Genomic DNA, 25,803 nt, shown 5'->3' with positions numbered 1-25,803 from the left:
TGCGTGATAGTCATGAAAGTGTCGTTTCAGATTAAGCTCTTTATTTCGCTGGTCGCCTTTTTCTCAGTGCTCTTTGCATTACTGGGCGGATATTACTATGCCGACGTCAGCAGACAGCTTTATCAGGAAATGAGCATGCGTGCCAAAATACAGGCGGAAGAGATTGCGCTTATTCCAACCTTGCGCAAAGAGGTTGAAGAAAAGGATATCAAAGCCATTCGTGAATTTATGTTCCAAATAGCAACCCGCAGCGATGCCAGCTTTATTGTGATTGGTGACAATAAAGGTCTGCACCTGTTCCATTCTGCGTTTGCAGACAGGATCGGTAAAACGCTGATCGGCGGGGATAACGAGGAGGTGCTGCACGGCAAAAGCACCACCACCATCCGTAAAGGGGGTTTGGGGATTTCGCTACGCAGCAAAGCGCCGATTTTCAACGACGCGGGAGAAGTGGTGGGGATTGTCTCTGTCGGGTATCTCACCAGCTATCTCGACACCATTACCGTCAGCAAAGTGGTAAACATTTTAATTGCCGCCGTGCTGCTGCTGATCGCCCTGTTTGTCTTCTCGTGGTTTTTCACACGCAGCATTAAGAAGCAGATTTTCTCGCTGGAACCGCGCGAAATCGGCCTGCTGGTGCGCCAGCAAAAAGCGATGATGGAGTCGATTTACGAAGGGGTAATCGCAATTGATGATAATCACCGGATCGAGGTGATCAACCAGGCAGCGCGTAATCTTCTCGGTTTACCACAACCCGCACGGGAACTGCGCGGGCAGCCGATTAGCCAGGTAATTACTCCGGTCCCGTTTTTCTCACCTCAAACCATGCTGGTGAAAGATACTCACGATGAGATTTGTCGCTTTAACGATCTGACCGTGATTGCCAGCCGCGTGCGGATAATGCTCGAAGATTCACTTCAGGGATGGGTGATCACCTTCCGCGATCGCAATGAGATAGACTCCCTGAGCGCCCAGTTAAGCCAGGTCAAACGTTACGTCGATAACCTGCGCATCATGCGCCACGAGCAGTTGAATCGAATGACAACGTTGTCGGGGCTGTTACATATGGGGCGCTACGAAGAAGCAATTGGCTTTATTCAGGCGCAATCAGAACACGCTCAGGAGCTGCTGGACTTTATCTCCTCGCGCTTTAGCTCGCCGACGTTGTGTGGCCTTTTATTAGGTAAAGCCGCGCGAGCACGAGAGAAAGGCGTCGAGTTGAACTTTGATCCCGCCTGTCGGGTGGATAAGCCTTTCGCCTCGCTTCTCGAAGCGGAGCTGATTTCCATCATTGGGAATTTACTGGATAACGCCATTGAAGCCACCCAGCGTGCCCCGCTTCCACATGAGCCGGTAGAAGTGCTGATAAAACTCAACGAACGTGAGCTGATTATTGAAGTGGCGGATCGGGGCGTTGGCATTAAGCCTGAGATCCGCGAGCGGATCTTTGAACGCGGCATCACGACGAAAACGCGTGGCGATCATGGGATAGGCCTGTACCTGATCGACAGTTACGTCACCCAGGCTGGCGGTGCCATAGAGGTTGCCGATAACATGCCTCGGGGCACGATTTTTTCGCTGTTTATTCCCGCCACGGGAACTCCGAAGCGACCTGTTCAGGAACTGGAAGATACTGACTATGCAACATGAACATATCGACGTACTGATCGTTGAAGATGAGAACGAGCTGGCACAACTTCATGCGGAGCTGATCGGTAAACATCCGCGCCTTCGCCTGGTGGGTATCGCCTCTTCTCTTGCCGAGGCACAGACTCTGCTTTCCAGTCTGCAGCCGCAGCTTGTTCTGCTGGATAACTATTTGCCGGACGGTAAAGGCATCACTTTAATTAGCAATCCTTTACTGGTGCATGCCAACTGCTCGGTGATTTTTATTACCGCCGCCAGTGACATGGACACCTGTAGCCTGGCGATTCGTAACGGCGCGTTCGACTACATCCTGAAACCCGTTTCCTGGAAGCGGCTCAGCCAGTCACTGGAGCGCTTCGTACAGTTCGCCGAGCAGCAGCGAGTGTGGAAGATTGTCGATCAGCAGAACGTTGATTCGCTGTATCAGTTGCAGGCCAAAAATTACCGCCAGGATAATGGCAGTAAAGGGATTGAGGAGAACACGCTGGCGCTGGTGCAAACCCTGTTTAACGACCAGGCGGCGCACTGCTTCTCCGTGGATGAGGTGGTGAACGAGACAGGATTGAGCAAAACCACTACCCGGCGCTATCTGGAACACTGCGTGGATGCGGGTTTTTTAAGCGTGGAGATGCTGTACGGGAAGATTGGCCATCCGCGCCGGATGTACCGGCGCAGTGCGGAGTGAAAAAAACCGGGTGGCGGCTGCGTTTTATCCGACAGGCTTTGACGGTTTTAGTAGGCCCGGCAAGCTTGCGCCGCCGGGCAAAATGCGAGCACATTACTGTAAAACATACCCATACAACCGCTTGATGCCGTCGGCATCTTTCTCGCTATAGACGCCCTGCAATTCTGGTGAGAAGCCGGGCAGCAGATTAACGCCCTCTTCCAGCGCCAGGAAATAACGTTGCACCGCGCCGCCCCAGACTTCTCCCGGCACAACGCACAGCACGCCAGGCGGGTATGGTAGCGCACCTTCAGCAGCGATTCGCCCTTCGGCTTCGCTGATACGCACCAGCTCCACGTCACCGCGAATATAGGCCTGATTCGCATCCTGCGGATTCATCACCACCGCAGGCAAACTCGCTTTGCGGAACATGGCTTTTTGCAGATCTTTCACGTTAAAGCTGACGTACAGATCGTGCATCTCCTGGCACAGGTCGCGAATCGTATAGTCACGATAGCGCACCGGGTACTTATTGAAGATGGTTGGCAGCACGTCGGCGAGCGGCGTATCGTCTTCGATATGCTGTTCAAACTGCCCGAGCATCGCCACCAGTTGCGCCAGCTTCTCCGCGCTTTCTGCGGGCGTGAGCAGGAACAGGATCGAGTTCAGGTCGCACTTCTCTGGCACAATGCCGTTTTCGCGCAGGTAATGGGCGAGGATCGTCGCGGGAATACCAAATTCCGTGTAATCACCTGTCTCCGCGTCAATCCCCGGCGTAGTCAGCAGCAACTTGCACGGATCGACAAAATACTGCTCGTCGGCGTAACCCTCAAAGCCATGCCACTTCGCGCCCGGCTCAAAACTGAAGAAACGACGCTCGCTGGCAATCGCGTGCGTTGGATGATCCTGCCACGGCCGCCCCGCCACCACTGGCGGAATGAAGGGTTTGATCATCTTACAGTTGGCGATGATCGCTTTCCGCGTTTCGATACCCAGCTCGACACACTCCGCCCACAGCCTGCGCCCGCTCTCCCCTTCGTGGATTTTGGCGTTGATATCTAGCGCGGCAAACAACGGATAAAACGGGCTGGTTGAAGCGTGGAGCATAAACGCATTATTCAGGCGCTTATGCGGACAGAACCGGGCCTGGCCGCGAATGTGGTTATCTTTTTTATGGATCTGCGACGTTTGCGAGAACCCGGCCTGCTGCTTATGCACCGATTGGGTCACAAAGATTCCCGGATCGTTCTCGTTAAGTTCCAGTAACAGAGGTGAGCTGTCGGCCATCATCGGGATAAACTGCTCGTAGCCGACCCATGCGGAGTCAAACAGGATGTAGTCGCATAAATGGCCGATCTTGTCGATCACCTGACGGGCGTTGTAGATCGTGCCGTCGTAGGTGCCGAGCTGGATAACTGCCAGTCGGAACGGGCGAGCGTCATGGGCTTTTTCGGGGGCCACTTCGCGGATTTGGTCACGCAGATAGGTATCGTCAAAGCAGTGTTCGTCGATTCCGCCGATGAATCCAAATGGATTGCGCGCGGCTTCCAGATAGACCGGAGTAGCCCCTGCCTGAATCAGCGCCCCGTGGTGGTTGGATTTGTGGTTATTGCGGTCAAAAAGCACCAGATCGCTGCGTGTCAGCAGCGCGTTGGTCACCACTTTATTGGCCGCGGACGTTCCGTTAAGCACAAAGTATGTTTTATCGGCGTTGAACACTTTTGCCGCAAACTTTTGCGCATCTTTGGCGGAGCCTTCGTGGATCAGTAAATCGCCCAACTTGACGTCAGCGTTACACATATCGGCACGAAAAACGTTCTCGCCAAAGAAGTCGAAAAACTGACGCCCCGCCGGGTGCTTTTTGAAGAAGGCACCGTGCTGATGGCCAGGGCAGGCAAAAGTGCTGTTGTTCATCGCTACATACTGGCTCAGGGTGTCAAAAAAAGGTGGGAGTAAGTTCTCTTCGTAGCGGCAGGCTGCCGCTTCCAGTTCCAGGAACTCTTGCGCTTTGCCGCTTATCATTGTGACAACATCTTCTGAAGCATCCACAGGCTCTTGCGAGAAGATAAACACTGGAAGCTGGAACCCTGTGCGTTTCAGTAATGCGAGAATACCGCTGCGGCTTTCGGCCACGGTAATGACGACTGCCGCCACATCCGTAAAATCGGTGTTATCCAGTGTCACCACTTCCCGGTGCGTGGACAGCGTAGAAACCAGCTCATGGCTGACGGCAATTTTTAGTGATTTCATAGGCGTAGAGACCCGTTTCAAGGGGAGCAGAGATCCAGACTGGAGGAGAAAATTCGCGCAATAATGTCACCTTTTATTTTGAGGTGCAAGACAGAAACTTTATGCATTTCTGGCAGCGAAAGCTACCCGCTCTCCGCCTTCATCATGTAATAATAATTCAATATCAATGATTAAATAACAGGAGTGTATTTTGGTTATTGGACCCTTTATTAATGCCGGTGCCGTATTACTGGGTGGCGTGCTTGGTGCGGCGTTAAGCCAAAGATTACCTGAACGTATTCGCTCTTCTATGCCCTCGATCTTTGGGCTTGCGTCGCTGGGCATCGGAATTTTGCTGGTTATCAAGTGCGCCAATTTACCGGTGATGGTACTGGCGACACTCCTTGGCGCGCTCATTGGCGAATTTTGCTATCTGGAGAAAGGGATAAACGCGGCGGTGAGCAAAGCCAAAAACCTTATCTCTCGCCCCGGAAAAACCGCAAGCGGAACGCAAGAGACGTTTATTCAGAACTATGTGGCAATCATTATTCTGTTTTGCGCCAGCGGCACGGGGATTTTTGGATCGATGCAGGAAGGGATGACCGGCGACCCCAGCATTCTGATTGCCAAGGCGTTTCTTGATTTCTTCACCGCCACCATCTTCGCTACCACGCTCGGGATTGCCGTCGCCGCAATTTGCGTGCCGATGCTGATGATTCAGCTGGCGCTAGCGACCTGTGCCACACTGATTCTCCCGTTAACAACAACCGCGATGATGGCCGACTTCACCGCCGTGGGCGGCCTTTTGCTGCTGGCAACGGGTCTTCGAATCTGCGGGATAAAGATGTTTGCGGTGGTGAATATGCTGCCTGCGCTGGTGCTCGCCATGCCGCTCTCAGCCCTGTGGACGCACTTTTTCGCCTAAGTTGTCAGCGAAATGGTGGCAGAGTGTGCAGTCGGTAGCGAAAACGATAAATTTCGTTGACGACGGAAGTACGATCGGGTTTAATGCGCCCCGTTGCCCGGATAGCTCAGTCGGTAGAGCAGGGGATTGAAAATCCCCGTGTCCTTGGTTCGATTCCGAGTCCGGGCACCACTTTAACTTCTATGTACGTCTCCCAAATTCCACAAAACTCAAGTATAATCACTGCCATACATCACTTTCGAACATTCAGAACTCCACTGACCTCAACTCGACTCTACCTTAATCAAGTTGCATCTGGGGGCTTTTCAGGGGGCTTATTGTGTTCAATGAAAATTGAGGCCCCCATATGGCACTGACAGCCCGACAGGTCGAGACCGCGAAGCCTAAAGAGAAGGACTATAAACTTTCTGACGAACGTGGCCTTTTTCTCCTGGTTACCACTACCGGAAAACGCTACTGGCGTATGAAATACCGTATCGCCGGTAAAGAGAAAAAGTTATCTATTGGCGTTTATCCTGAGATTTCCCTGGCTGACGCGCGTGTAAAACGCGACGAAGCGAGAAAGGTGATTGCGGACGGAGGTGACCCGAGTGAGAAAAAGCAGCTCGAAAAACTCGCCAAAAAAATATCCGTCGTCAATACCTTCAGGGCGCTCGCCATGGAATGGCATAAGCACAAGTGTATCTCATGGTCGGAAAGCTACGCAGAAAGCGTTCTGGAGGCTCTGGAGAAGGATATCTTCCCGCATGTGGGCAAGCGCCCTGTCGCGGAGATCCTTCCTCTGGAGATGCTGGAGGTTTTACGTCTGATTGAAAAGCGTGGCTCACTGGAAAAATTACGCAAGGTCAGGCAGTACTGCAATCAGATCTTCCGCTACGCCATCGCAACAGGACGTGCGACGATTAATCCAGCAGCAGAACTGACCGGCACATTAACCGCGCCAAAGACTGAACACTTCCCTCACCTTCAGGCATCTGAATTACCCGCATTCCTTTCCTGCCTGGCCGATTATCACGGTAGCTGCATTACACGTATGGCAACTAACCTGTTGTTACTGACTGGTGTTCGTACGATTGAGCTACGCGCTGCAGAATGGCATGAGTTTGACCTGGATAATGCACTCTGGACGATCCCGGAGAGCAGAATGAAAAAGCGCCGCAAACATCTGGTGCCTTTGTCAAACCAGGTTCTGGCGATCCTGCAGGAGCTTCGAACCTACACCGGTCAGTATCAACTGGTATTTCCCGGGCGCTGCAACATCAACAAACCGATGAGTGAAGCCAGTATCAACATGGTGATCAAACGTATCGGCTACGATGGTAAAGCTACCGGCCACGGTTTTCGGCACACAATGAGTACCATTTTACATGAGCAAGGTTTTAATACTGCCTGGATAGAAATGCAGTTAGCCCACGTGGATAAAAACAGTATTCGCGGAACGTATAACCACGCCCAATATCTCGAAAGCCGACGTGAGATGATGCAGTGGTACGCTGACCACATTGATAACCTGTTTAGTGGAATTGAAAATAAAGTGACCTAATCCTGGGCGCTCAGCCTTCGCGGCTGGGCGTCTTCTCTCTTGTATCAAATCCCCAAATTATTCACTTCTAAAATTTAATACCTCAGATCCATTTTAACTAAACGTCTGCTTTATGCTTTTTGATAAAGGCATAAACAACATTACTCCTGCCAGTAAAACCCTACAAACATCGCTAAATCTTGTATGGCAAGTCGCATTTTACTCACCCCATACAGGAAATTAACCCTATGAAAAGATTTCTCACGCTTGGCTTACTGGCAGCACTGCCTTTTCTCGTTGAGCGCCTGCTGGTGCTGATTCATCTCATCGTGCTCTCAGTTCTGGCTCAATAGCCGCCCTTCACGTGTCCGGCAACGCCGGATGACTCAATATCAACTCATATTTGACTCAACTTAGGTGCAATATGCGCATTTACATCGACGACGGTTCGACTCACATCAAAATGCTGTGGGAGCAGCACGGCAAAACCTTTACCCACATCAGCCCTAACAGCTTCAAACGAGGCTGGTCAGCCACGTTTGGCAACGGTAAGCCGTTTAACTACACCGCTGGCAAAGAGAAATACTCGTTCGACCTGATTTCCCCGGATTCACTCACTACCAGCAATACCGAATGGCAGTACAGCCCACTCAATGCAGTTGCAGTCCATCACGCGCTACGGACCTGTGGGCTTGCACCGCAGTGCGTGGATATCGTGGTTACGCTGCCGCTGGCGGAGTTTTACGATGAAGACTCCCAGTACCGGCTTGATAACATTGAGCGCAAGAAACAGAGCCTGCTACAACCTGTGGACCTAAATAATGGTCGCCTGTTTACCATCACCCGCGTTACCGTGCGTCCGGAGTCTATTCCTGCCGGTATTGGGCTATGTGATCAACTTTCGTCATCCAACTCGGTGCTGATTGTTGACCTTGGGGGAACAACCCTTGATATCTCGCAGGTCACAGGCCAGATGTCTTCTGTATCACGTATCTACGGCGATCCGGCGTTAGGCGTATCGCTGGTGACTGATGAAGTTCAGCAGGCATTACGTAAAGCCGGTATGGCGCTATCCCGCTACAACGTGGATCGGCTGATCATCAAACGATTCGACGATACGTATCTGACGAACAATATCAACGATCCACGTGCTGTAGATGGAATTAAACAGGCGATCCACAGCGGTATTGCGCGTTACCAGGCGCGGGGGCTGGAAACGATTGATCGCTTCAAAGGTTATACCCACGTAGCTGTCGTGGGCGGTGGAGCCTGTCTGCTGGCCGATGCCATTCGTGCTCACGTTAACCTGCGCAAAGATCGTTTCGTTGTTGCTCAGGACCCGCAGTTCGCACTGGTACATGGTTTGAAAGCACTGGGTTAATAAGGATGTCTAATGCACCGCAGGAAAGTACTGATTTACCTGCGCCCTGAAACGCATGCCAGCGAACGTTTTGCTGATGCGAGGATAGAGGCGCACCACCGGGGCGATCGCGGTGAGTTATCACGAACGGCATTGCTGGCCGGTATAGCGCTGGGCGAGATTGACAGGCGCTTACCGTCTATGCTGGCCACGTTACTTGCTGATAACACGAGCCCTGATACTCTGCGCATGATGCTGGCATCGTTTCTGAATATCCTGGAAGGCTCTGGTCCAGCAGTAGCGGTGACTGCTACAGAACCACCACCAGCGGTAATGGAGCAATCCAGCAGCAGTGTTTCAGCCAGGAATCTGGCGGATTCTCTGCCAGAATGATTTACTTTTGATGCTATACCATTATACGCTCAAGGTTAAAAACAGGACGCTCAGCCTATTTGGCCGAGCGTCCTTTTATCGCTATATTCTTTTTTTCATCAGAAATCTAGTTGGGCATGAGCCTCTTATGCTCACGGAATGGTTTAGGTAACAGCCGATAAACGAAAAATCCCTCGTCATCAGGCAAGTGTTCAGCGCTCAGATTACATTGAACCAGCAGTGCAGGAATGCCGCTGATATCGCCAGTAAGCCGCAACTCCATCGGCCTGATGAGTTCGCCCTTATCAGTGAATACCTGATGCAGCTCGTCTTTCGGCGTGTAGATCGCACAGACATTACCTGCCAGTTTAGCTTTTTTTTTCCCATTCTTTTGCGGACACCAGCCAGTCGATCCAGTCCATTGCCCGAAGGGTTTCGATAATGTACGTAAAGCGAAACAACGTGCTCTGCTGCGTGAGTTCGCCAGAACTGGCAAGCCAGATGTACTCCGCCTTGCTGTAAAGCCGTGCTGATGGCCCGTAACGTTTCCCTTGTTCCTGCTGCCAGATGATGTCCGAAACTAACGTTCGGGGAAACAGCTTACGTTTCTGCACCGTCGGCAACCTCCGCATGATGAACATATGCATCTGCGAGCCCGAAAGCGCTCTACTTTCCTGTCTGGCAAGGCCAACAGCGATCAGAATATATAATGCAAGGTGCGCCAGCCCTTAAGTCGGCCGTTTGGGGGAATACTGGGCAAATCGTTATCCGTGTAACGTCTAACTATTAATCAATCGCCATTACCCCTGCGATTCACACAATTTAGTGGCGATTCGAAATGATTAGAACATCCTTAATCGTTATAATGCAGGACTAATTATGAGCCTTTGGCTATCAAAAATGCATTAAAACCGGAGTTTTACCATGACAAGCACCCAACAACGCGCCGCACTGCAACGCCAGATCTGGCAGATTGCCAACGATGTACGCGGTGCAGTGGATGGCTGGGATTTTAAGCAATACGTTCTAGGCGCTCTGTTTTACCGCTTCATCAGCGAGAATTTTGCCAATTACATTGAAGGCGGTGATGACAGTGTCAAGTATGCAACACTCCCCCGGAGTGTCATTACCCCGGAAATCAAAGATGACGCCATTAAAACCAAAGGCTATTTCATTTACCCAGACGATTTGTTTGTTAACATCGCGGCAGGTGCTAGTACTAACGAAAAATTAAATACCGATTTGGCTGACATCTTCTCGGCTATTGAAATGTCAGCCAGTGGATACCCTTCAGAGAACGATATCAAAGGCTTGTTTGCTGATTTTGACACCACCAGCAACCGGCTCGGCAATACGGTAAAAGAAAAAAATACACGTCTCGCGGCAGTGCTCAAAAGGGTAGCTGAATTAGATTTTGGCGATTTTGAAGGTAGTCACATCGATCTTTTCGGTGATGCTTACGAGTTTCTTATCTCCAACTACGCCGCCAATGCTGGCAAATCTGGCGGCGAGTTTTTTACCCCGCAACACGTGTCCAAACTGATTGCGCAACTTGCCATGCACAAGCAAACCAGCGTCAACAAGATTTATGACCCGGCGTGTGGTTCTGGCTCACTGCTGCTGCAAGCCAAAAAACACTTTGACGCCCACATCATTGAAGACGGTTTTTGGGGACAGGAACTCAACCACACCACCTACAACCTGGCGCGGATGAACATGTTCCTACACAACGTCAACTACGACAAATTCAATATCCAGCTCGGTGATACGCTGCGTAATCCGCATTTTGGCGATGACAAACCGTTTGATGCCATCGTCTCCAACCCACCTTACTCAGTGAAATGGATAGGCTCAGACGATCCCACCCTGATCAATGATGACCGTTTTGCCCCGGCAGGAGTGTTAGCGCCCAAATCCAAAGCCGACTTCGCTTTTGTGCTGCATGCGCTCAGTTACCTTTCCAGCAAAGGCCGTGCAGCCATTGTTTGCTTTCCCGGCATTTTTTACCGGGGTGGCGCCGAACAGAAAATTCGCCAATATCTGGTGGATAACAACAACGTCGAAACCGTGATTTCACTCGCGCCCAACCTGTTCTTTGGTACCACCATCGCCGTCAATATTCTGGTGCTGTCCAAACACAAAACCGACATGACTACCCAGTTTATCGATGCCAGCGGGTTGTTTAAGAAGGAAACCAATAACAACACGCTCACTGAGAAGCATATTGAGCAAATCATGCAGGTATTTGATAGCAAAACAGACGTTGATCATTTTGCCAAATCGGTGAGCTTTGAAGACATTAAGGCCAATGATTACAATCTGTCGGTGAGTAGCTATATCGAAGCCAAGGACAACCGTGAAGTCGTAGATATCACTGCGCTCAATGACGAGCTGAAAATCACCGTCGCCAAGATTGACCAGTTGCGGACGGAGATTGATGCGATTGTGGCGGAGATTGAAGGTGAGGATCTGGGGGCATGAGCAAGATGAGCTTTATGGAAAAACTGTTGGATGGTGTTGGGGTTGAATGGAAGGCGCTAGGTGAATTAGGTGAGTTTATTCGTGGGAACGGAATGCAGAAAAAGGATTTTGTTGATGCCGGGTTTCCAGCTATTCATTATGGTCAGATCCATACCAAGTACAGTTTATCGGCCAGACAAACATTTTCTTATGTTTCTGAAGAGTTGGCGAATAGACTAAGAAAAACCTACAAAAATGACCTCTTGCTTGCGACCACCTCAGAAAACGATGAAGACGTTGTGAAACCTCTAGCATGGCTTGGTGAGCAGGCTGCGATATCTGGCGATATGATGCTATTTCGACATAGTCAAAACGTTAAATACTTGGCCTATTTTGTTCAAACAAAAGTATTTCAGGAACAGAAAAGAAAATACATAACAGGCGCAAAAGTTCGCAGGGTTTCAGGTAATGATCTGGCTAAAATAGTTGTCCCCATCCCCTGTCCTAAAAACCTAAAAAAATCGCTTGAAATACAAGCCGAAATTGTCCGCATTTTGGACAATTTTACCTCTCTTACAGCCGAGCTTACAGCCGAGCTTACAGCCGAGCTTACAGCCCGTAAAAAACAATACGACTACTATCGCGACCACTTATTGAGCTTTAAAGAGGGTGACGTGGAGTGGAAAACTTTGGGGGAGATCGGCGAATTTATTCGAGGAAAGCGATTCACAAAAGCTGATTACGTCGAAGATGGCATCAGTGTTATCCACTACGGTGAGATTTACACTCGGTACGGCGTCTTTACAACTCATGCGCTTTCTCAGGTCAGAAGTAATATGGCCAGTTCGCTCCGCTATGCGGAAAAGGGAGACGTAGTGATAACCGACGTCGGCGAAACCGTTGAAGATGTTGGTAAAGCCGTAGCTTGGCTTGGGGATGAAAAGGTGGCTATTCACGATCACTGTTATGCTTTCCGACATTCAATGAACCCGAAGTTTGTTTCCTATTGCATGCAAACAGCATCTTTCATTGCCGAGAAAGCAAAGTATGTGGCCAGAACCAAGGTCAATACGTTATTGATTAATGGATTTGCTAAAATCGCAATTCCTGTTCCGTATCCAAATGACCTCGAAAAATCGCTTGCCGAACAAGCCCGCATCGTCGCCATTCTGGACAAATTCGAAGCCCTTACCAATTCCATCAGCGAAGGTTTGCCACGTGAAATCGCATTACGCCAAAAGCAATATGAGTATTACCGCGATTTGCTGTTGAGTTTTCCCAAGCCTGAAGAGGTAGTGGCCTGATATGAGCAAGACGCTAGCAGAAATCGCCCAGCAGCTTAAAAACGCCAATAAAAAGGTACAGTTGATCTATGCCTTTAATGGCACGGGGAAAACGCGCCTGTCGCGAGAATTTAAGCAGCATGTTCCCCCCAGGAATGATGAGGATGAAGTCGATCAATCTGAGCTATCACGAGACAAGTTCCTGTATTACAATGCTTTTACCGAGGATTTGTTCTTTTGGGACAACGACCTGGTGCAGGATACCGAGCCCAGGCTAAGGATCCAGCCCAATTCGTTTACTGATTGGGTGCTGAAAGATCAAGGGCAAGATCGAAACATTATCACCAACTTTCAGCGCTATGCTAATGAGAAGTTAACCCCACGATTCAATGAAGAATATAAAATCAAAGGCAAGGACGACAAAGAAATCACTGTAAAGGCGTTTTCGGAGGTGACTTTTTCCCTTGAGCGCGGTGATGATGAACACTCAGGGAATCTAAAAATCTCCAAAGGCGAGGAAAGCAATTTCATTTGGAGTATTTTCTATACGCTGATCGAGCAGGTGATTGACATTCTCAATGTTGCTGAACCCGCCGAGCGTGAAACCAACGCGTTTGACCAATTGGAATATATATTTATTGACGACCCGGTCAGTTCGCTGGATGAGAACCATTTGATCGAATTGGCCGTAGATTTGGCCCAACTGATCAAGTCAAACAATTCTGATGTCAAATTCATCATAACCACTCACAATCCGCTTTTTTATAACGTTCTGCATAATGAACTCAACAGTGATGACGGTGGTTACAAGAAAAAATGGCTTGATAAGTATCGGATGACCAGGCTTGACGACGGCACATTTCAGTTAGACCAGCAACCCAATGACTCGCCATTCTCATATCATCTTTATTTGAAGTCAGAACTCGAAAAAGCCATCGAGAGTGGTCAACTGAGCAAATATCACTTCAATTTCTTAAGAAATATTCTGGAAAAAACCTCCACGTTTCTCGGCTATAAGAAATGGGGCGACCTGTTGCCAAAAACTGATGACGGAACAACCAACCCGTATGAGGCTCGGATTATTAATATCTCCAGCCACTCGAAACATGCGGGCGAAGAAGTGGCCGATCTCACTGAAGATGACAAGCGTGTTTTGCGGTATCTGGTTAATGAAATCAATACAATGTATCGCTTTCAGCAGGCTGAAAACTAAAGAAAAAGATTTAGGGGTAAAGCATGTACGAATACAAGGCTGTTGCCGAATCAAATAGCTTTATCGTTCTCGATAAATACGCCAAGGAATGGCAGGTCAATGAAAGCTACCAGAGCGAAGGTGACCTGGAACGGGAGTTCATTCAGGATTTGCAGAATCAAGGTTACGAATATGCACCTAGTTTGAATTCGCCTGAGAAGTTGCTGGCCAACGTGCGTGAGCAGTTGCAGACCTTAAACAACATGCAGTTTGCTGACGGTGAGTGGATGCGGTTTGTGGAGACCTGGCTGGACAGGCCAAGCGATGGCATCGTTGATAAAACCCGCAAAATTCACAACGACTATATCCATGATTTTGTGTTTGACGATGGTCATATCCAGAACATCTACCTAGTAGACAAAAAAAACATTGCCCGTAATAAGGTTCAGGTCATCAAGCAGTTTGAGCAACAGGGTAGTCATGCCAATCGTTATGATGTCACCATTCTGGTGAATGGCTTGCCGCTGGTACAGGTGGAACTGAAAAAGCGCGGCGTGGCGATCCGCGAAGCCTTTAATCAGGTGCATCGATACAGCAAAGAGAGTTTTAACAGCGAACATTCCTTGTTCAAGTATTTGCAGCTGTTTGTGATTTCAAACGGCACCGATAGCCGTTATTTTGCCAATACCACCCAACGCAACAAGAACAGCTTCGACTTCACCATGAACTGGGCGAAATCTGATAATAGCTTGCTGAAAGACCTGAAAGACTTTACCGCGACCTTTTTCCAGAAGAACACCCTGCTCAATGTGTTACTGCATTATTCGGTGTTTGATGTGAGCGATGCACTACTGGTAATGCGCCCTTACCAGATTGCCGCTACCGAGCGTATCTTGTGGAAGATCAACAGCGCCTATCAGGCTAAAAACTGGAGCAATACGGAAAGCGGCGGTTATATCTGGCACACCACAGGTTCTGGTAAAACCTTGACCAGCTTCAAGGCGGCGCGCTTAGCCACTGAGCTGGAGTTCATCGACAAAGTTTTCTTCGTGGTGGATCGTAAAGATCTGGATTACCAGACAATGAAGGAGTACCAGCGTTTTTCGCCGGATAGTGTGAACGGCTCTGATAGCACTGCTGGCCTCAGGCGTAATTTGGATAAAGATGACAACAAAATCATCGTCACCACCATCCAGAAGCTCAATAACCTGATGAAGAGCGAAAACGACCTGCCCATTTACAACAAACAGGTGGTGTTTATCTTTGATGAATGCCACCGTAGCCAGTTTGGTGAAGCCCAGAAGAACTTAAAGAAAAAGTTTAATAAGTTCTATCAGTTCGGCTTTACCGGCACACCAATTTTTCCGCAAAACGCTTCGGGGGCAGACACTACGGCCAGCGTGTTCGGTCGAGAGTTGCATTCTTATGTGATCACCGATGCGATTCGAGATGAAAAGGTGCTTAAGTTCAAAGTGGACTACAACGATGTGCGCCCACATTTCAAAGCCATTGAAAGTGAACAGGACGAGAAAAAGCTCAGCGTGGCGGAAAACAGGCAAGCTTTATTGCATCCCATCCGTATAAAACAAATTTCGCAGTACATCCTGAATAACTTTCGGCAAAAAACGCATCGCCTGCACGCAGGGGCAAAAGGGTTCAATGCGATGTTTGCCGTGAGCAGCGTGGATGCCGCCAAGCTATATTACGAATCGTTCAAAGACTTGCAAAAAGACAGTGATAAGCCGCTAAAAATCGCTACCATATTCTCTTTTGTGGCCAATGAGGAACAGGATGGCGTAGGCGATATTCTGGATGAAAGTTTTGACGTATCGGCAATGAACAGCAGTGCCAAAGAGTTTTTAAGTGCCGCCATAGCAGACTATAACACGCTGTTCAAAACCAGCTTCAACGTGGAGAGTAATGGTTTTCAAAACTATTACCGCGATCTGGCCAAGCAAGTTAAGGCTAAGGAAATCGATTTGCTGATTGTGGTGGGAATGTTCCTCACCGGATTTGATGCGCCTACGTTGAACACCTTGTTCGTGGATAAAAACCTGCGTTATCACGGTTTGATGCAGGCCTATTCACGTACCAATCGTATTTATGACGCCACCAAAACCTTCGGCAATATCGTTACCTTCCGTGATCTAGAGCAGGCGACAATTGACGCCATCACCTTGTTTGGCGATAAAAACACCAAGAACGTGGTGCTCGAGAAGAGCTACAAGGAATACATGGAGGGCTTTTCCGATGTGGTGACCGGTGAGGCAAGGCGTGGCTTTGTGGACGTAGTAAGGGAGTTAGAGCAACGCTTTCCCGAACCTTCTGCCATTGAGAAAGAGTCCGACAAAAAAGCCTTTGCGAAACTCTTTGGCGAGTATTTACGCGTTGAGAACGTACTGCAAAACTACGACGAGTTTGCCAGCCTGAAGGCCTTGCAGAACATTAACATCAATGACCCTGAGGCGGTTGAGGAGTTCAAGACCCTGCATTATTTAAGCGATGAGGATCTGGCGACGCTGCAAACGATTAACATGCCGTCTGAACGGAAAATTCAGGACTACCGTTCAACTTATAACGATGTTCGCGACTGGCTGCGTCGGGAAAAATCTTCCGCTGAAAAAGAAAAATCGACTATTGATTGGGATGACGTTGTCTTCGAGGTAGATTTACTGAAGTCGCAAGAAATTAATCTAGATTATATTCTCGAGCTAATTTTTGAACACAACCGTAAGAATAAAAGTAAAGCAGGCTTAATTGATGAAGTTCGTCGGTTAATACGTGCCAGCCTTGGGAGTCGCGCTAAAGAAAGCTTAGTTGTTGATTTTATTAATCAAACCGACCTAGACAAAATTAGTGACAAGGCCAGTATTGTAGACGCCTTCTTTGCTTTTGCACAGGTAGAGCAACTGCGCGAAGCACAAGAGTTAATTGGATCCGAGAATCTGAATGAAGAGGCAGCTAAACGTTATATTACCACTTCTCTTAAAAGAGAGTTTGCCAGCGACAATGGCACAGAGCTCAATGCTGTTTTGCCCAAAATGAGCCCACTAAATCCCCAATACCTCACAAAAAAGCAAAGCGTTTTCCAAAAAATTGCAGCGTTTGTTGAAAAATTTAAGGGAGTGGGTGGGAAAATATAGATGCTTCAACTCAAGATACAAAGTTGTGAGTTGAACAAAATGGCAAGTTCTTTAAAGAACTTGCCATTCTTATATATATTAGCTGCATTAGCTCAAACCTGATCTGACAGTGGCTATTTATTCCATAGCGTTTTATGAATTTTCCCAGTCTGATGGTATTCCCCTAACAGCTCAATAAAATCTTTGAAATCTCGATTTTCTTCCACCAGACGGTTCACTGACTGCCAGTCTACGCTGGTGCGCTCGCGTGCAGGGATCAACGTCTGGCTATTAGAGAAATCATACGGATCCAGAAGGATCACTCCAATGCCGTGTAATGCACAGAGCATCTGAAGTTCACGTTCCACGCTACGCTGCTTATCCTCGTTAATCTCGGTCGCAACCAGATAGCCGAAATGTGCCCAACTGGAGTTGCTGACCGCCTGGAAGAAACATTCACGCACGTTGCTGCGATTGAGCTGCTTTTTCACCTCAAAGGACCACAGTCGCGTTAAACGACCTTCACTATGGCGAACACAGTTTTGCACTACATCGTCCCATTCTTTATCCAGAGGCTCCAGTGAAACAATATCGGGATATAGCCAGTGATTTCCTCCCAGCCCCTTGTTATTGCTTGAACGCTTTTCGTCAATACGACGGCACAATAGCCCCTCTTCCTGCGAAAGGTAATCAATCAGGATCGGATATAACGAATGCTCGGTAAGGCTAACCGTTTCAATTGTTGGCTCGGGAGCTATATTGGCATCCGTAAGTTCAACCATAGATTCCCCCCAATAAAACAATCGCGGTCTCGGCTTATCACGCGTCATCACCTGCGGGCACATCGCCTTCGCTTTAACAGTCCGGCTACCACCCACCTCTGCTGTTATCTGGCTTAAAAAATCTTCGTCGCTGGCAAAACGCGGATTTTTGCGCTTTTCAGCCAGTTCGGCGCTGTAATGGTCAATGATTTTTTGTGCTAATTGGCGAGCCGTAAACTGCTTATCGGGATTCGCTTGTAACACGTTGATTATCATCTGGGGACGACTTGTCATATGCCTTCCTGCTTTTGTACACACGGCTTCGCGTATCAGCTATTAAGCAATGCGTGAATACAGCTCCTGTGAATGGGTTAGTTTACCTTTCAGAGTTAAAGACATGAAGCGCTGACTCCCGGATTATACTTGCCGCTTCAGTCAGACTCCAGTGCCCATGCGTTTCATGAGTCAGTCCGGCCTGCCGAAACTGCTCCAGGATAAATCGCGTGGTGTGCTCACTCAGGCCTGTCATGGTGGTGACGGCCTGTAACGTCATGACCGGTGCTTCTCTGAATGCGGCCATAATACGTTTTACGTCATCCGTCATCGTCTGTGTCATTTCACTTAAATCCATCGGGTTATCAATCTACAGAAAAAAATAAATCAGGGCGTCAGGGTATAATCCAGTACGATGATGTCCTGCAGAATCGGTCGAAATATCGCTTTCAGATCCTCATGCGCTGAATGCGGAAGATAACGCTGGCGGGCTGCCTCATCCGCGAACGCCATCAGCACACAGTGAGTAAACCCCGCATTCTTCTCTTCGGGGCTGTCATTGATACCCCATTCCACACTTGTAACCCCTTCAAACCGATCGGGGATCTGCAGAAATGCCGATCTGACAGCCAGAATTTGTTCCGGTAGTGCACTATCAGTAAATGTAATAAATAAAACATGACGAATCATTATTTCCCCGTTAACTCACATTAATAAATGGCTTGCCCAGGGAAACATCCTTAATCCTCATCAACGTACTTGCTAATATTCACAAATTACCACAATGAATTCGCTTACCTTTGACGCCGTCCCATGGGTCATCAACTATGCAGTGTAACTGGATAATCTTTTTTCTTTTCCAGCGGTGCCAGTAACCTGAAATAAACCTTCAAAAATTAACGAAAAGGAACTGGCAACCTACAAGTTAGTGGACGCAATTCATCCCGATCACTCCATAACCCGGGGAAAACTTCAAATTTCAAATCATCCCGATTAATTCCTGAGTCATAAAATCGGCATAACCGAGCACTCAAACTATCTGCTCCCCACATGTTCGTTAATTCATACTTTTCAATTAACTCACGATCTTCGGGTAAAACTAGATCATCTTTCACTACAGGTGCCAGTGTAGTACCAATACCACCATTTACATCAAGATGTATAATTTTCCCTCCAAGAAAAGGGAAACTATACCTATCCCCCATATAGTGCCCAGCATCCATAGTTAGAGTATAAGGTTTAATCCAGTATGGATCATCTGGGATATCACAAGGAACAATCGCCCCAACTTTAATCTCCCCCGTTACTAACTGTGTATTTACACCCCGATCAATAAAAACCCGAAATAACACATCAACGTTATTTAAATTAATATCACTCCAAACACCATTGTTATTAAAAACATTATAAAATCTCATCACTGGGCTAGTCAGCATTTGACCAATAGTATAAAGGTCATCTCGCAACCTTATATTAACAAAGTCACCTTTACGCCACACTATTCTTGAACCCATTACCATCTCCTTACTTACCACACTTTTTATTACTCAGATGTGTATCTGCTGAATTAAGATAATCATTACGTTTAATATTGCCAGGACCGACAGGGTTTTGCTTATTCGCAGTGCCTTCCAACCCTCCCAATCTTTCAAATGTTCTCTGCTCTAATCCACGTGCCACATTTTTACCGGATTGACCATACCCCTCATACAAAACGTCGGGTGCTTGTCCACCAAATCGACTAAAATCTCCACCATAACGATAACTCATTACATCCTCACCAATTTGTTTACCCGGCATACTTGCGTACCCTACATAAGGTTTCCCTGTTGCAGAATCTATACCTTGGTACGTTATATGTGTCGCCGTTTCTGGATTGCCAACCAAACCAAGTGGATCAATCCACTCCAGCGGATTATGCACATAACCCTGTGGCCTTATCCCACCAGCTAAACCTATTGGGTCTGACGACAGGTATTGCCCAAGTTCAGTATCGTAATAACGATATCGATTGTAGTATAACCCGCTTTCGGCATCATAAAGCTGACCGGGATAACGCAGGTCACAGCTGACTTCATCGTTAGCCGCATCCCCCGGGAACATGGGGTGGGGAACTGGCTTTTTCGTCTCCTGATACCCGCCCCACAGCGCCTGCTCACCGCGCCAGTGAACCTCGCCGTCTTCGCTGCACAGCTCCCTCGCCGTACCGGTCAAATCCGTCACGATGTAATGCAGGCGGGTCGTATCCCCCTGCTTTTCCACCTGTGCCAGCGGTCGGAAGCTGCCCGGTTCATATACCCACTGTACGGCGCGGGCTGCACTGCCATCGGCCAGCCACTGTTGTTCACCGACCAGCTGGTCGCCATCCCAGCAGTAATCCACTCGCAGCAGACTCCTGGCCGACTCCACATTACCCTCACGGACTTTACTCACCCGTCGCCCAAAGGCATCATACCGGTATCGCCACCGCGCACCATCAGGACGCTGTATCCGAATCAGCCGATCGTGCGCATCCCAGGTGTAGTGCGTTTCTTCCGGCCTGAACCCCGCACGTTCGCGACGTTTGATAATAAGTCTGCCACAGGCGTCGTAATGGCAATACATATCGCGGTAGCGGATCACCCTTCCCGCCACGTCGTAATGAATGTTCTCCGTATGCACCACCGGCGTTGACGGCTCCGGCGCTTTACCGGCAACAAGTGAATGAATTTCCTTCAGATTCAGTTCGCTGTCATACGCAAACACTCTGGGCTTCCGGCGCTCCGCCCGCCAGCCACGTTCCCCGGTTATCTGCCCGGTGCCATTCAGTCTGAACTCCCGATTTCCCCAGTGGCTGTCGTCAATGCCCACCAGGCGATCCAGTACATCATACCGGTATTGACGCTCCAGCACGTCATTCACCCGACCACCGTCCGGCGCCAGAGACTGACGCACCAGCAGTCCGGTGTCACTCCATTCATGTCGAAGCGAGAATCCCTGACCGTTGCTGCGCTGTTGCTCCAGACCAGCCCCATTATGGCTGAACGTCAGCGGCTGATAACTCCCTACCGACAGCGCGGCCAGACGCCCCTGATGCCAGTTGAGACCCAGCTCTTTCAGCAAACCGCTGGCGGCGATGCGCTGAGCACTCTCATCGTAAACAGAGCGAATCTCCTGCCCGTTAACACGCTCACAGACTATCCTGCCCGACGGGCTCCACTCGTACTCCACCACTGCATCCGCACCAGCTGCTTTCAGCAACCGCCCTGCGGCGTCATAGCTGAACGTCGTGATGCTTTCCTGCTCTCCGTCTGCGCGATAAGCCGTGATGTCACTGAGGCGTCGTACCTTATCGTAGCCATAACGCAGCACGCTGCCATCCGGTGCATGGCGGGCGTTGAGCTGTCCGCAGACATCGTATTCGTACCGGTACAGTCTTCCGTCATAATGTCGCTCTCCTGATAACCGACCGCAGGCGTCAAACCGGTATACCCACTTCTGACCATGACTGTTGGTAACGCCTGCAAACTCAGCTTCCACGTTATAGTGAAGCCTGACGGTGGCCCCCTCCGGGTTCGTTATCCCGGTAAGATTATCAAACGCCCCCCAGGCGTAACGGTGCACCAGCCCCAGCGCGTCACGCACGGAAGTCAGATTACCTTCCGCATCCCATTCCAGATGACTTTCCGTCCGGTCCTCATACGTCACCCTGAAGGGCGTTTCACGGTCTCCTTTGTACGCCCACCCGCGGCTCAGCGTCTTCCCTTCTGCAGGAACAATACGTCGCTCAGTCAGACGATGTTGACGATCGTAATAAAAATAAATACGTGGAGTGCCTGATGACTCCACGCATTCTGTCAGGCCGGACGCATTGTAGAGCCACTTTCGTTCACTGCCGTTCGGTGACACCACTGACGCCAGCTGTCCGTGTTCATTCCAGCGCTGTTGCCAGAGGCGGTTTTCCGGGTCCCGGATGGCAGTGAGTAACCCATGCTGACTGTGCTCATAATGCCAGGTATTGCCACAGGGATCGGTCTGCGCCTGCAATATTCCCTCTTCGTCATAAACATAGCGCTGGCAGGCACCATCGGGCAGAGTGACAACCACAGCCTGTCCCCATTGATTGCGCAGATATTCCGTGCGGTTACCCAGCGGATCCGTTTGTGCAACAAGCTGATTGTTCTGCCATTCAAACCGGGTCTCTCCGCCGTCAGCCTGACGACGACAGAGGATGTTATTTCTGTGGTCCCGGGTGTAGCTCACCACACCACCGAAGCCATTATGGTAGTGGCCGGTGAGGGTCTCATCATCCCAGACATACCGTCCACGCCAGTAGTCGCCTGATGTTCTGTCAGTAAGCGCACGCCCCTTGCTGTCGTATGTATGCTCCACCCAAGTTTGCGACAGATCATTCCATCGGGTCATCCAGCCTTCAGGTGAATAACGATAATCAAAACTCCGCCCCTCACCGGCACGCACTTCAAGAAGATGCCCCTGCGCATCATAGCGATACGTTGCCAGCGTTTTTACCGCGTTTTTATCCCTGTCACACAGTCTCAGTGTAGTGAGTCGGTTATGCTCAGTTTCGGCAAAAATAAGACGGCGATCCGGCAGCACGACCCAGCGTAACGTTCCCCGGTCACGCAGAAGAGTAATACGGTTACCCGCCCGATCTTCCATCGACGTCAGATTGAGCTGTTTACCCTGCGCATACTCAAACTCATAACGGATGCCGTCAACGTGACGTAATGTCAGTCGTCCCTGCTCGCGACTTAAGCGCCATTCTGGCCCGGAAGCCGCCCGCTTGGGCTGCCCTTCATCCGGCGAAGCAAAGACATGCTGGTTGAACTCGCCATCCACCAGTGTAATCAGCCCGTTATCCAGGGCCAGGTGCATATCCCACTGACAGCGCCAGAGTGAACCCAGCAATCCGCTCTGCCGCTCTCCGGTTGAACGATAGAAACGACGGAATTCAAGCGGGAAAAATCCAGGGACCGTAAAATCGGTACGCCAGTCCACAACCGCCCCCGTTGCCATATCGACCGGCTCACCTTCCGTCTGGCAATGTTTGCTGGAGGCCAGGCAGGTCTCATCCTTTTTCAGCGCGTCCTGCTCAAGCCGGGTTTTATCCACGACGTCGCCCCGGTTGCGACCAGCATTCACCGATACCGTTGCGGCTGATATTCCTTCTGCATTTTTGCGTTCATAACTGCCTTTAGGACGAGCAGAATCCGATACGCGGGTAACGACCTTCGCAACAAATTCATCAAACCTGGCCGTGATGTACGCCATTGAAGCATCAAATTTTTCAATAAGTCGTCCCAGCGCATCCACCAGCGCACGAAACTCCGCGTGGATCATCTGCACAATCCAGCTGTTACTGGCCGCGTCCGTCAGCGTTTTTGACAGTGCTGTATGTATCTCAGACAATAATGCCTGGGCCTGCGCGCCATAATGCTTAAGCTGGCCCTGCAGATAGCTCAGCCCCTTCACCAGATTGCCGTCAGAGAGTCCCCTGATAGTGCGAATAGCAAACTGGATATCACCGGAATTGAACAGGTGGGACTTTTCCAGGCCGCGCAGAATGGCCCGTCCGGAGACTTTGATGGCATCCCCCAGTCCGGGGATAAACCCGATGGCGCAGAGTACGCCATCAGCAATATGTAGCGGGTCATCCAGGGTTTCGGGGTGTTTCCAGCTGTCCCATGCCCATTCACCGATGGCATAAAAATCGATGGCCTGCCCCACCACGGGCACAAAGCCCAGGGCAATCTGGCAGAACAACAAAAGCGCAGTGTTATCATCCCCCACCTGGTCAGCCACTTCTGCGGCCAGACGGTGGTGAATTTTATTTATGGCTTCTTTGAGCGCGATATTGCCCTGATTAATCTGCCGGTCGAGCTGCCGGAATCGCACGTACGCGTCACGGTAATTTTCCGGTACGGAGGTGAATATCCCGCCCAGCCAGCCGGTATCGTTAACGGTGACCTGTTTATCGCTACAGTCTTCTGCATCATATTCCAGCAACCCCTGCTGGCGCAGCAGCAGAAACAGCGTGAAGTACTCCCCCGCCAGGCGAGCATATTCAGGTTTGTCCTGCAGTACCGGGTTATTTGTCTCTGCCTTTTCCGGTTCAAAGGTGTCTGAACCTTCATCCAGCAACAGCTCAAACGTTCCGCATCCCATGTCGTAAATCAGGCACAGGCCATCTGCATCAGTCCGGCCATTAATCTGCTTTCCGTTACTGTCGGTCAGCACGAAGGACGCATCAGGAACAGGCTTTCCGGAATCATACTGGTAATGAATCAGCGCCTCGCAGCCACATTTGACACAGCCCCCGGAGATTTTATTCTCAGTGGAAAAATTCTTTTCAGCAGCATCCTGACTGCTCACCATCGCTGCCGATTTATTCTCACTCATACCATCATCCTTGTTTTACGCGTTATCCATCATCTCAACCGCGGTACTGTACAGGCGGTCCATACGACTGCCTGCGGGAGTATATTCAGCGTCTCTCATGATGGCCTGCGCCCAGGCGTCACCAATAAAGCCGGGAAGGAGTTCGCTCGCCAGCGCCAGGTAACGCACAATGTCGCGGTCATGGCGAAAACCATATTCAAGAGCCTGCTGGTAGTGCTGTTCAGTAAACTGCTGCAGTTCGTTGTTTTCTGCATCGTGCCAACGGGGATGGTGTTGCCGGAGGTGGGCCATATAGCGTTGCAGGGTATTCAACAGGGAAGGCGTCAGAATGGCCTGCCACTGCAGCGGGCTGAGTGTCCGGGGCGGCGTGATACTGGAGGGATGTTCAGTGTGATGAGTCAGTTCCAGCTTTTCAGCTGAGCCATCGGGCGCAAGATGCCAGAATTCAGCAACAGGACCGAAGAAAGCCGTTGCTTCAGGATGGGTACTGGCCTCCAGCAGCGGACGGACAACCTGCCAGTCGGCAAGGCGTAACGTCACATCGTCCTGTTCAGGCGTGGTCACCAGCAACCATGAGCGCAGATGCTGTGAAAGCACCTTCAGTTGCGCTTCATTACTCTGAATACGATCCAACCAGGATAACCGGATCCCTATACCCCAACCGTCACGGGTAAGGATGTATTCTTTTGCCTGTTCCCAGTTATCCGAATTTACCGGGATGATATATGGCGAAATGGACGCATGAATGGCTCCAGTCTCATCCCAGTACAAACGTGTCAGTTCATTATTTCCAGAATGGCGCTCAGCTTGCCAGGGAACGGCATCGTTAATGGCAGATTCAGCAAGAATAAAACAACCACCCTGACCAATGGTACTTAGCCATTGGTCATGAGTGGTCTGGTCGTGTATTAAAAAAGACTGAGAAAGGGGCACGGATAAATCTCCCAAAACAGAATAAAAGCCAAGCACAGTGATGAATCATTGGGTTACTTTCCTCTTAATACATGTTCAGCTATCAGTATTGTGAGGAAACGACCAATCAGTGAAAGTGAGATAACTCTCTACTTAGGGGTATTCGCCGGTCTGTTATCGCTTACTTTATCAATTAAATCAAGATCACCATTATTCAGAAGATAATAATTATAAAACCGTTTGTGTGTATCTTCATCCACTTCATACGTAACTAACAGACGGCTATATTTATTCATATAGAGGATATCTTCTCCGATAGGACTATCATCCCCCTCATAATATACCAAGAATGAACGTGACAGTGCTTTCCCTGTTCTTTTATTAATTAAGGCAGTAACATGACATCCAGAACCTCCACATCCCCATACCGCCTGGGAATATTCCCCCGCAAATGTCACAGGATTTTGTAGTGCCTCTTTAAATCGGGTTCTATACGTGTTTGTAAAATCATCTGTTCTATCAACATGAGATACAACTCTTCCTCTGTATACATGCTTCACAGGATAGTCTTTTCCTTTGGGTAACTCACCTGCTACGACATCTCCAACCGAGAAGATGTTTATAACAAAAGTAGATAGTAGAGAAATTAGCAGTGGATATTTATTTCTTAACTTCATTTTTC

19 protein-coding genes and 1 tRNA gene are annotated in these 25,803 nt (G+C 49.5%); 11 read left to right on the top strand and 9 right to left on the bottom strand.

Translation table 11 applies throughout. The features are described from left to right. Positions 1 to 12: 12 nt before the first annotated feature. Together C3708_RS04685 and C3708_RS04680 are read left to right on the top strand one after the other, a co-directional pair. Positions 13 to 1,650: a sensor histidine kinase gene (locus C3708_RS04685; protein WP_103948144.1), complete on the top strand. Its 1,638-nt coding sequence runs from the start codon at positions 13 to 15 to the stop codon at positions 1,648 to 1,650. Next, positions 1,640 to 2,332: a response regulator gene (locus C3708_RS04680; RefSeq protein ID WP_095283320.1), complete on the top strand. Its 693-nt coding sequence runs from the start codon at positions 1,640 to 1,642 to the stop codon at positions 2,330 to 2,332. Before C3708_RS04685 ends, C3708_RS04680 begins: the two co-directional genes overlap by 11 nt. Positions 2,333 to 2,425: 93 nt before the next feature. Here C3708_RS04680 and C3708_RS04675 read toward each other — a convergent pair whose 3' ends face one another. After that, the gene (locus C3708_RS04675; protein WP_103950341.1) at positions 2,426 to 4,561 is read right to left on the bottom strand and encodes an ornithine decarboxylase; all 2,136 of its coding nucleotides are present in this window, start codon (positions 4,559 to 4,561) and stop codon (positions 2,426 to 2,428) included. Between the two features lie 190 nt (positions 4,562 to 4,751). Here C3708_RS04675 and C3708_RS04670 point away from each other — a divergent pair, with 190 nt between their 5' ends. From C3708_RS04670 to C3708_RS04650, 5 genes are all read left to right on the top strand, one after another. Beyond that, positions 4,752 to 5,465, top strand: coding sequence for a DUF554 domain-containing protein (locus tag C3708_RS04670; RefSeq protein ID WP_103950340.1), 714 nt, complete (start codon positions 4,752 to 4,754; stop codon positions 5,463 to 5,465). 95 nt (positions 5,466 to 5,560) lie between these two features. Then, a tRNA-Phe gene (locus tag C3708_RS04665) sits at positions 5,561 to 5,636 on the top strand. A gap of 175 nt (positions 5,637 to 5,811) precedes the next feature. Continuing rightward, entirely contained in the window at positions 5,812 to 7,008 is a 1,197-nt protein-coding gene (locus C3708_RS04660) for an integrase arm-type DNA-binding domain-containing protein (RefSeq protein ID WP_103950339.1), read from the top strand. A gap of 403 nt (positions 7,009 to 7,411) precedes the next feature. Further along, a complete protein-coding gene (gene parM, locus C3708_RS04655; protein ID WP_103950338.1) occupies positions 7,412 to 8,368 on the top strand; it encodes a plasmid segregation protein ParM domain-containing protein in 957 nt (318 codons plus the stop codon). A 12-nt stretch (positions 8,369 to 8,380) separates the two neighbouring features. Beyond that, positions 8,381 to 8,740, top strand: coding sequence for a plasmid partitioning/stability family protein (locus tag C3708_RS04650; protein WP_103950337.1), 360 nt, complete (start codon positions 8,381 to 8,383; stop codon positions 8,738 to 8,740). Between the two features lie 347 nt (positions 8,741 to 9,087). On the opposite strand, the gene C3708_RS23840 is transcribed toward C3708_RS04650, so the two are convergent. Further along, entirely contained in the window at positions 9,088 to 9,333 is a 246-nt protein-coding gene (locus C3708_RS23840; RefSeq protein WP_233210396.1) for a hypothetical protein, read from the bottom strand. Between the two features lie 310 nt (positions 9,334 to 9,643). Between C3708_RS23840 and C3708_RS04640 the strand changes: the two genes are divergently transcribed. The 4 genes from C3708_RS04640 to C3708_RS04625 are packed head-to-tail and all read left to right on the top strand — an operon-like array spanning position 9,644 to position 16,797. Continuing rightward, positions 9,644 to 11,200, top strand: coding sequence for a type I restriction-modification system subunit M (locus tag C3708_RS04640; protein ID WP_103950336.1), 1,557 nt, complete (start codon positions 9,644 to 9,646; stop codon positions 11,198 to 11,200). Further along, entirely contained in the window at positions 11,197 to 12,483 is a 1,287-nt protein-coding gene (locus C3708_RS04635) for a restriction endonuclease subunit S (RefSeq protein ID WP_103950335.1), read from the top strand. The genes C3708_RS04640 and C3708_RS04635 overlap by 4 nt, the downstream gene beginning before the upstream one ends. A 1-nt stretch (position 12,484) precedes the next feature. Beyond that, complete coding sequence (locus tag C3708_RS04630) at positions 12,485 to 13,675, top strand: AAA family ATPase (RefSeq protein WP_103950334.1); 1,191 nt, start codon at positions 12,485 to 12,487, stop codon at positions 13,673 to 13,675. Between the two features lie 23 nt (positions 13,676 to 13,698). Then, positions 13,699 to 16,797 carry an HsdR family type I site-specific deoxyribonuclease gene (locus C3708_RS04625; RefSeq protein WP_103950333.1) on the top strand — a complete coding sequence of 1,033 codons (3,099 nt, stop codon included), beginning with the start codon at positions 13,699 to 13,701 and terminating at the stop codon, positions 16,795 to 16,797. A gap of 113 nt (positions 16,798 to 16,910) precedes the next feature. Here C3708_RS04625 and C3708_RS04620 read toward each other — a convergent pair whose 3' ends face one another. The 7 genes from C3708_RS04620 to C3708_RS23835 form a co-directional block, all read right to left on the bottom strand. Continuing rightward, complete coding sequence (locus tag C3708_RS04620; RefSeq protein ID WP_103950332.1) at positions 16,911 to 17,831, bottom strand: COG2958 family protein; 921 nt, start codon at positions 17,829 to 17,831, stop codon at positions 16,911 to 16,913. Between the two features lie 82 nt (positions 17,832 to 17,913). Next, positions 17,914 to 18,153 carry a hypothetical protein gene (locus tag C3708_RS04615; RefSeq protein ID WP_103950331.1) on the bottom strand — a complete coding sequence of 80 codons (240 nt, stop codon included), beginning with the start codon at positions 18,151 to 18,153 and terminating at the stop codon, positions 17,914 to 17,916. A 44-nt stretch (positions 18,154 to 18,197) separates the two neighbouring features. Then, positions 18,198 to 18,500, bottom strand: coding sequence for a Dabb family protein (locus C3708_RS04610; protein ID WP_103950330.1), 303 nt, complete (start codon positions 18,498 to 18,500; stop codon positions 18,198 to 18,200). Positions 18,501 to 18,706: 206 nt separating this feature from the next. Next, positions 18,707 to 19,324, bottom strand: coding sequence for a hypothetical protein (locus C3708_RS04605; RefSeq protein WP_103950329.1), 618 nt, complete (start codon positions 19,322 to 19,324; stop codon positions 18,707 to 18,709). Between the two features lie 10 nt (positions 19,325 to 19,334). Further along, positions 19,335 to 24,209, bottom strand: coding sequence for an RHS repeat-associated core domain-containing protein (locus tag C3708_RS04600; protein WP_103950328.1), 4,875 nt, complete (start codon positions 24,207 to 24,209; stop codon positions 19,335 to 19,337). Between the two features lie 15 nt (positions 24,210 to 24,224). Then, positions 24,225 to 25,142 (bottom strand): DUF4123 domain-containing protein, encoded by a 918-nt coding sequence (locus C3708_RS04595; RefSeq protein ID WP_103950350.1) that lies wholly within the window; start codon positions 25,140 to 25,142, stop codon positions 24,225 to 24,227. A 128-nt stretch (positions 25,143 to 25,270) separates the two neighbouring features. After that, complete coding sequence (locus C3708_RS23835) at positions 25,271 to 25,798, bottom strand: hypothetical protein (RefSeq protein ID WP_233210395.1); 528 nt, start codon at positions 25,796 to 25,798, stop codon at positions 25,271 to 25,273. Between the last annotated feature and the right edge of the window lie 5 nt (positions 25,799 to 25,803).

Origin of the sequence: Lelliottia sp. 7254-16 (assembly GCF_002922995.1) — a bacterium.
Taxonomy (GTDB): domain Bacteria; phylum Pseudomonadota; class Gammaproteobacteria; order Enterobacterales; family Enterobacteriaceae; genus Enterobacter; species Enterobacter jeotgali.
Note: the sequence above shows the minus strand (reverse complement) of the source record. Positions and strands in the feature narration are given on the sequence as shown.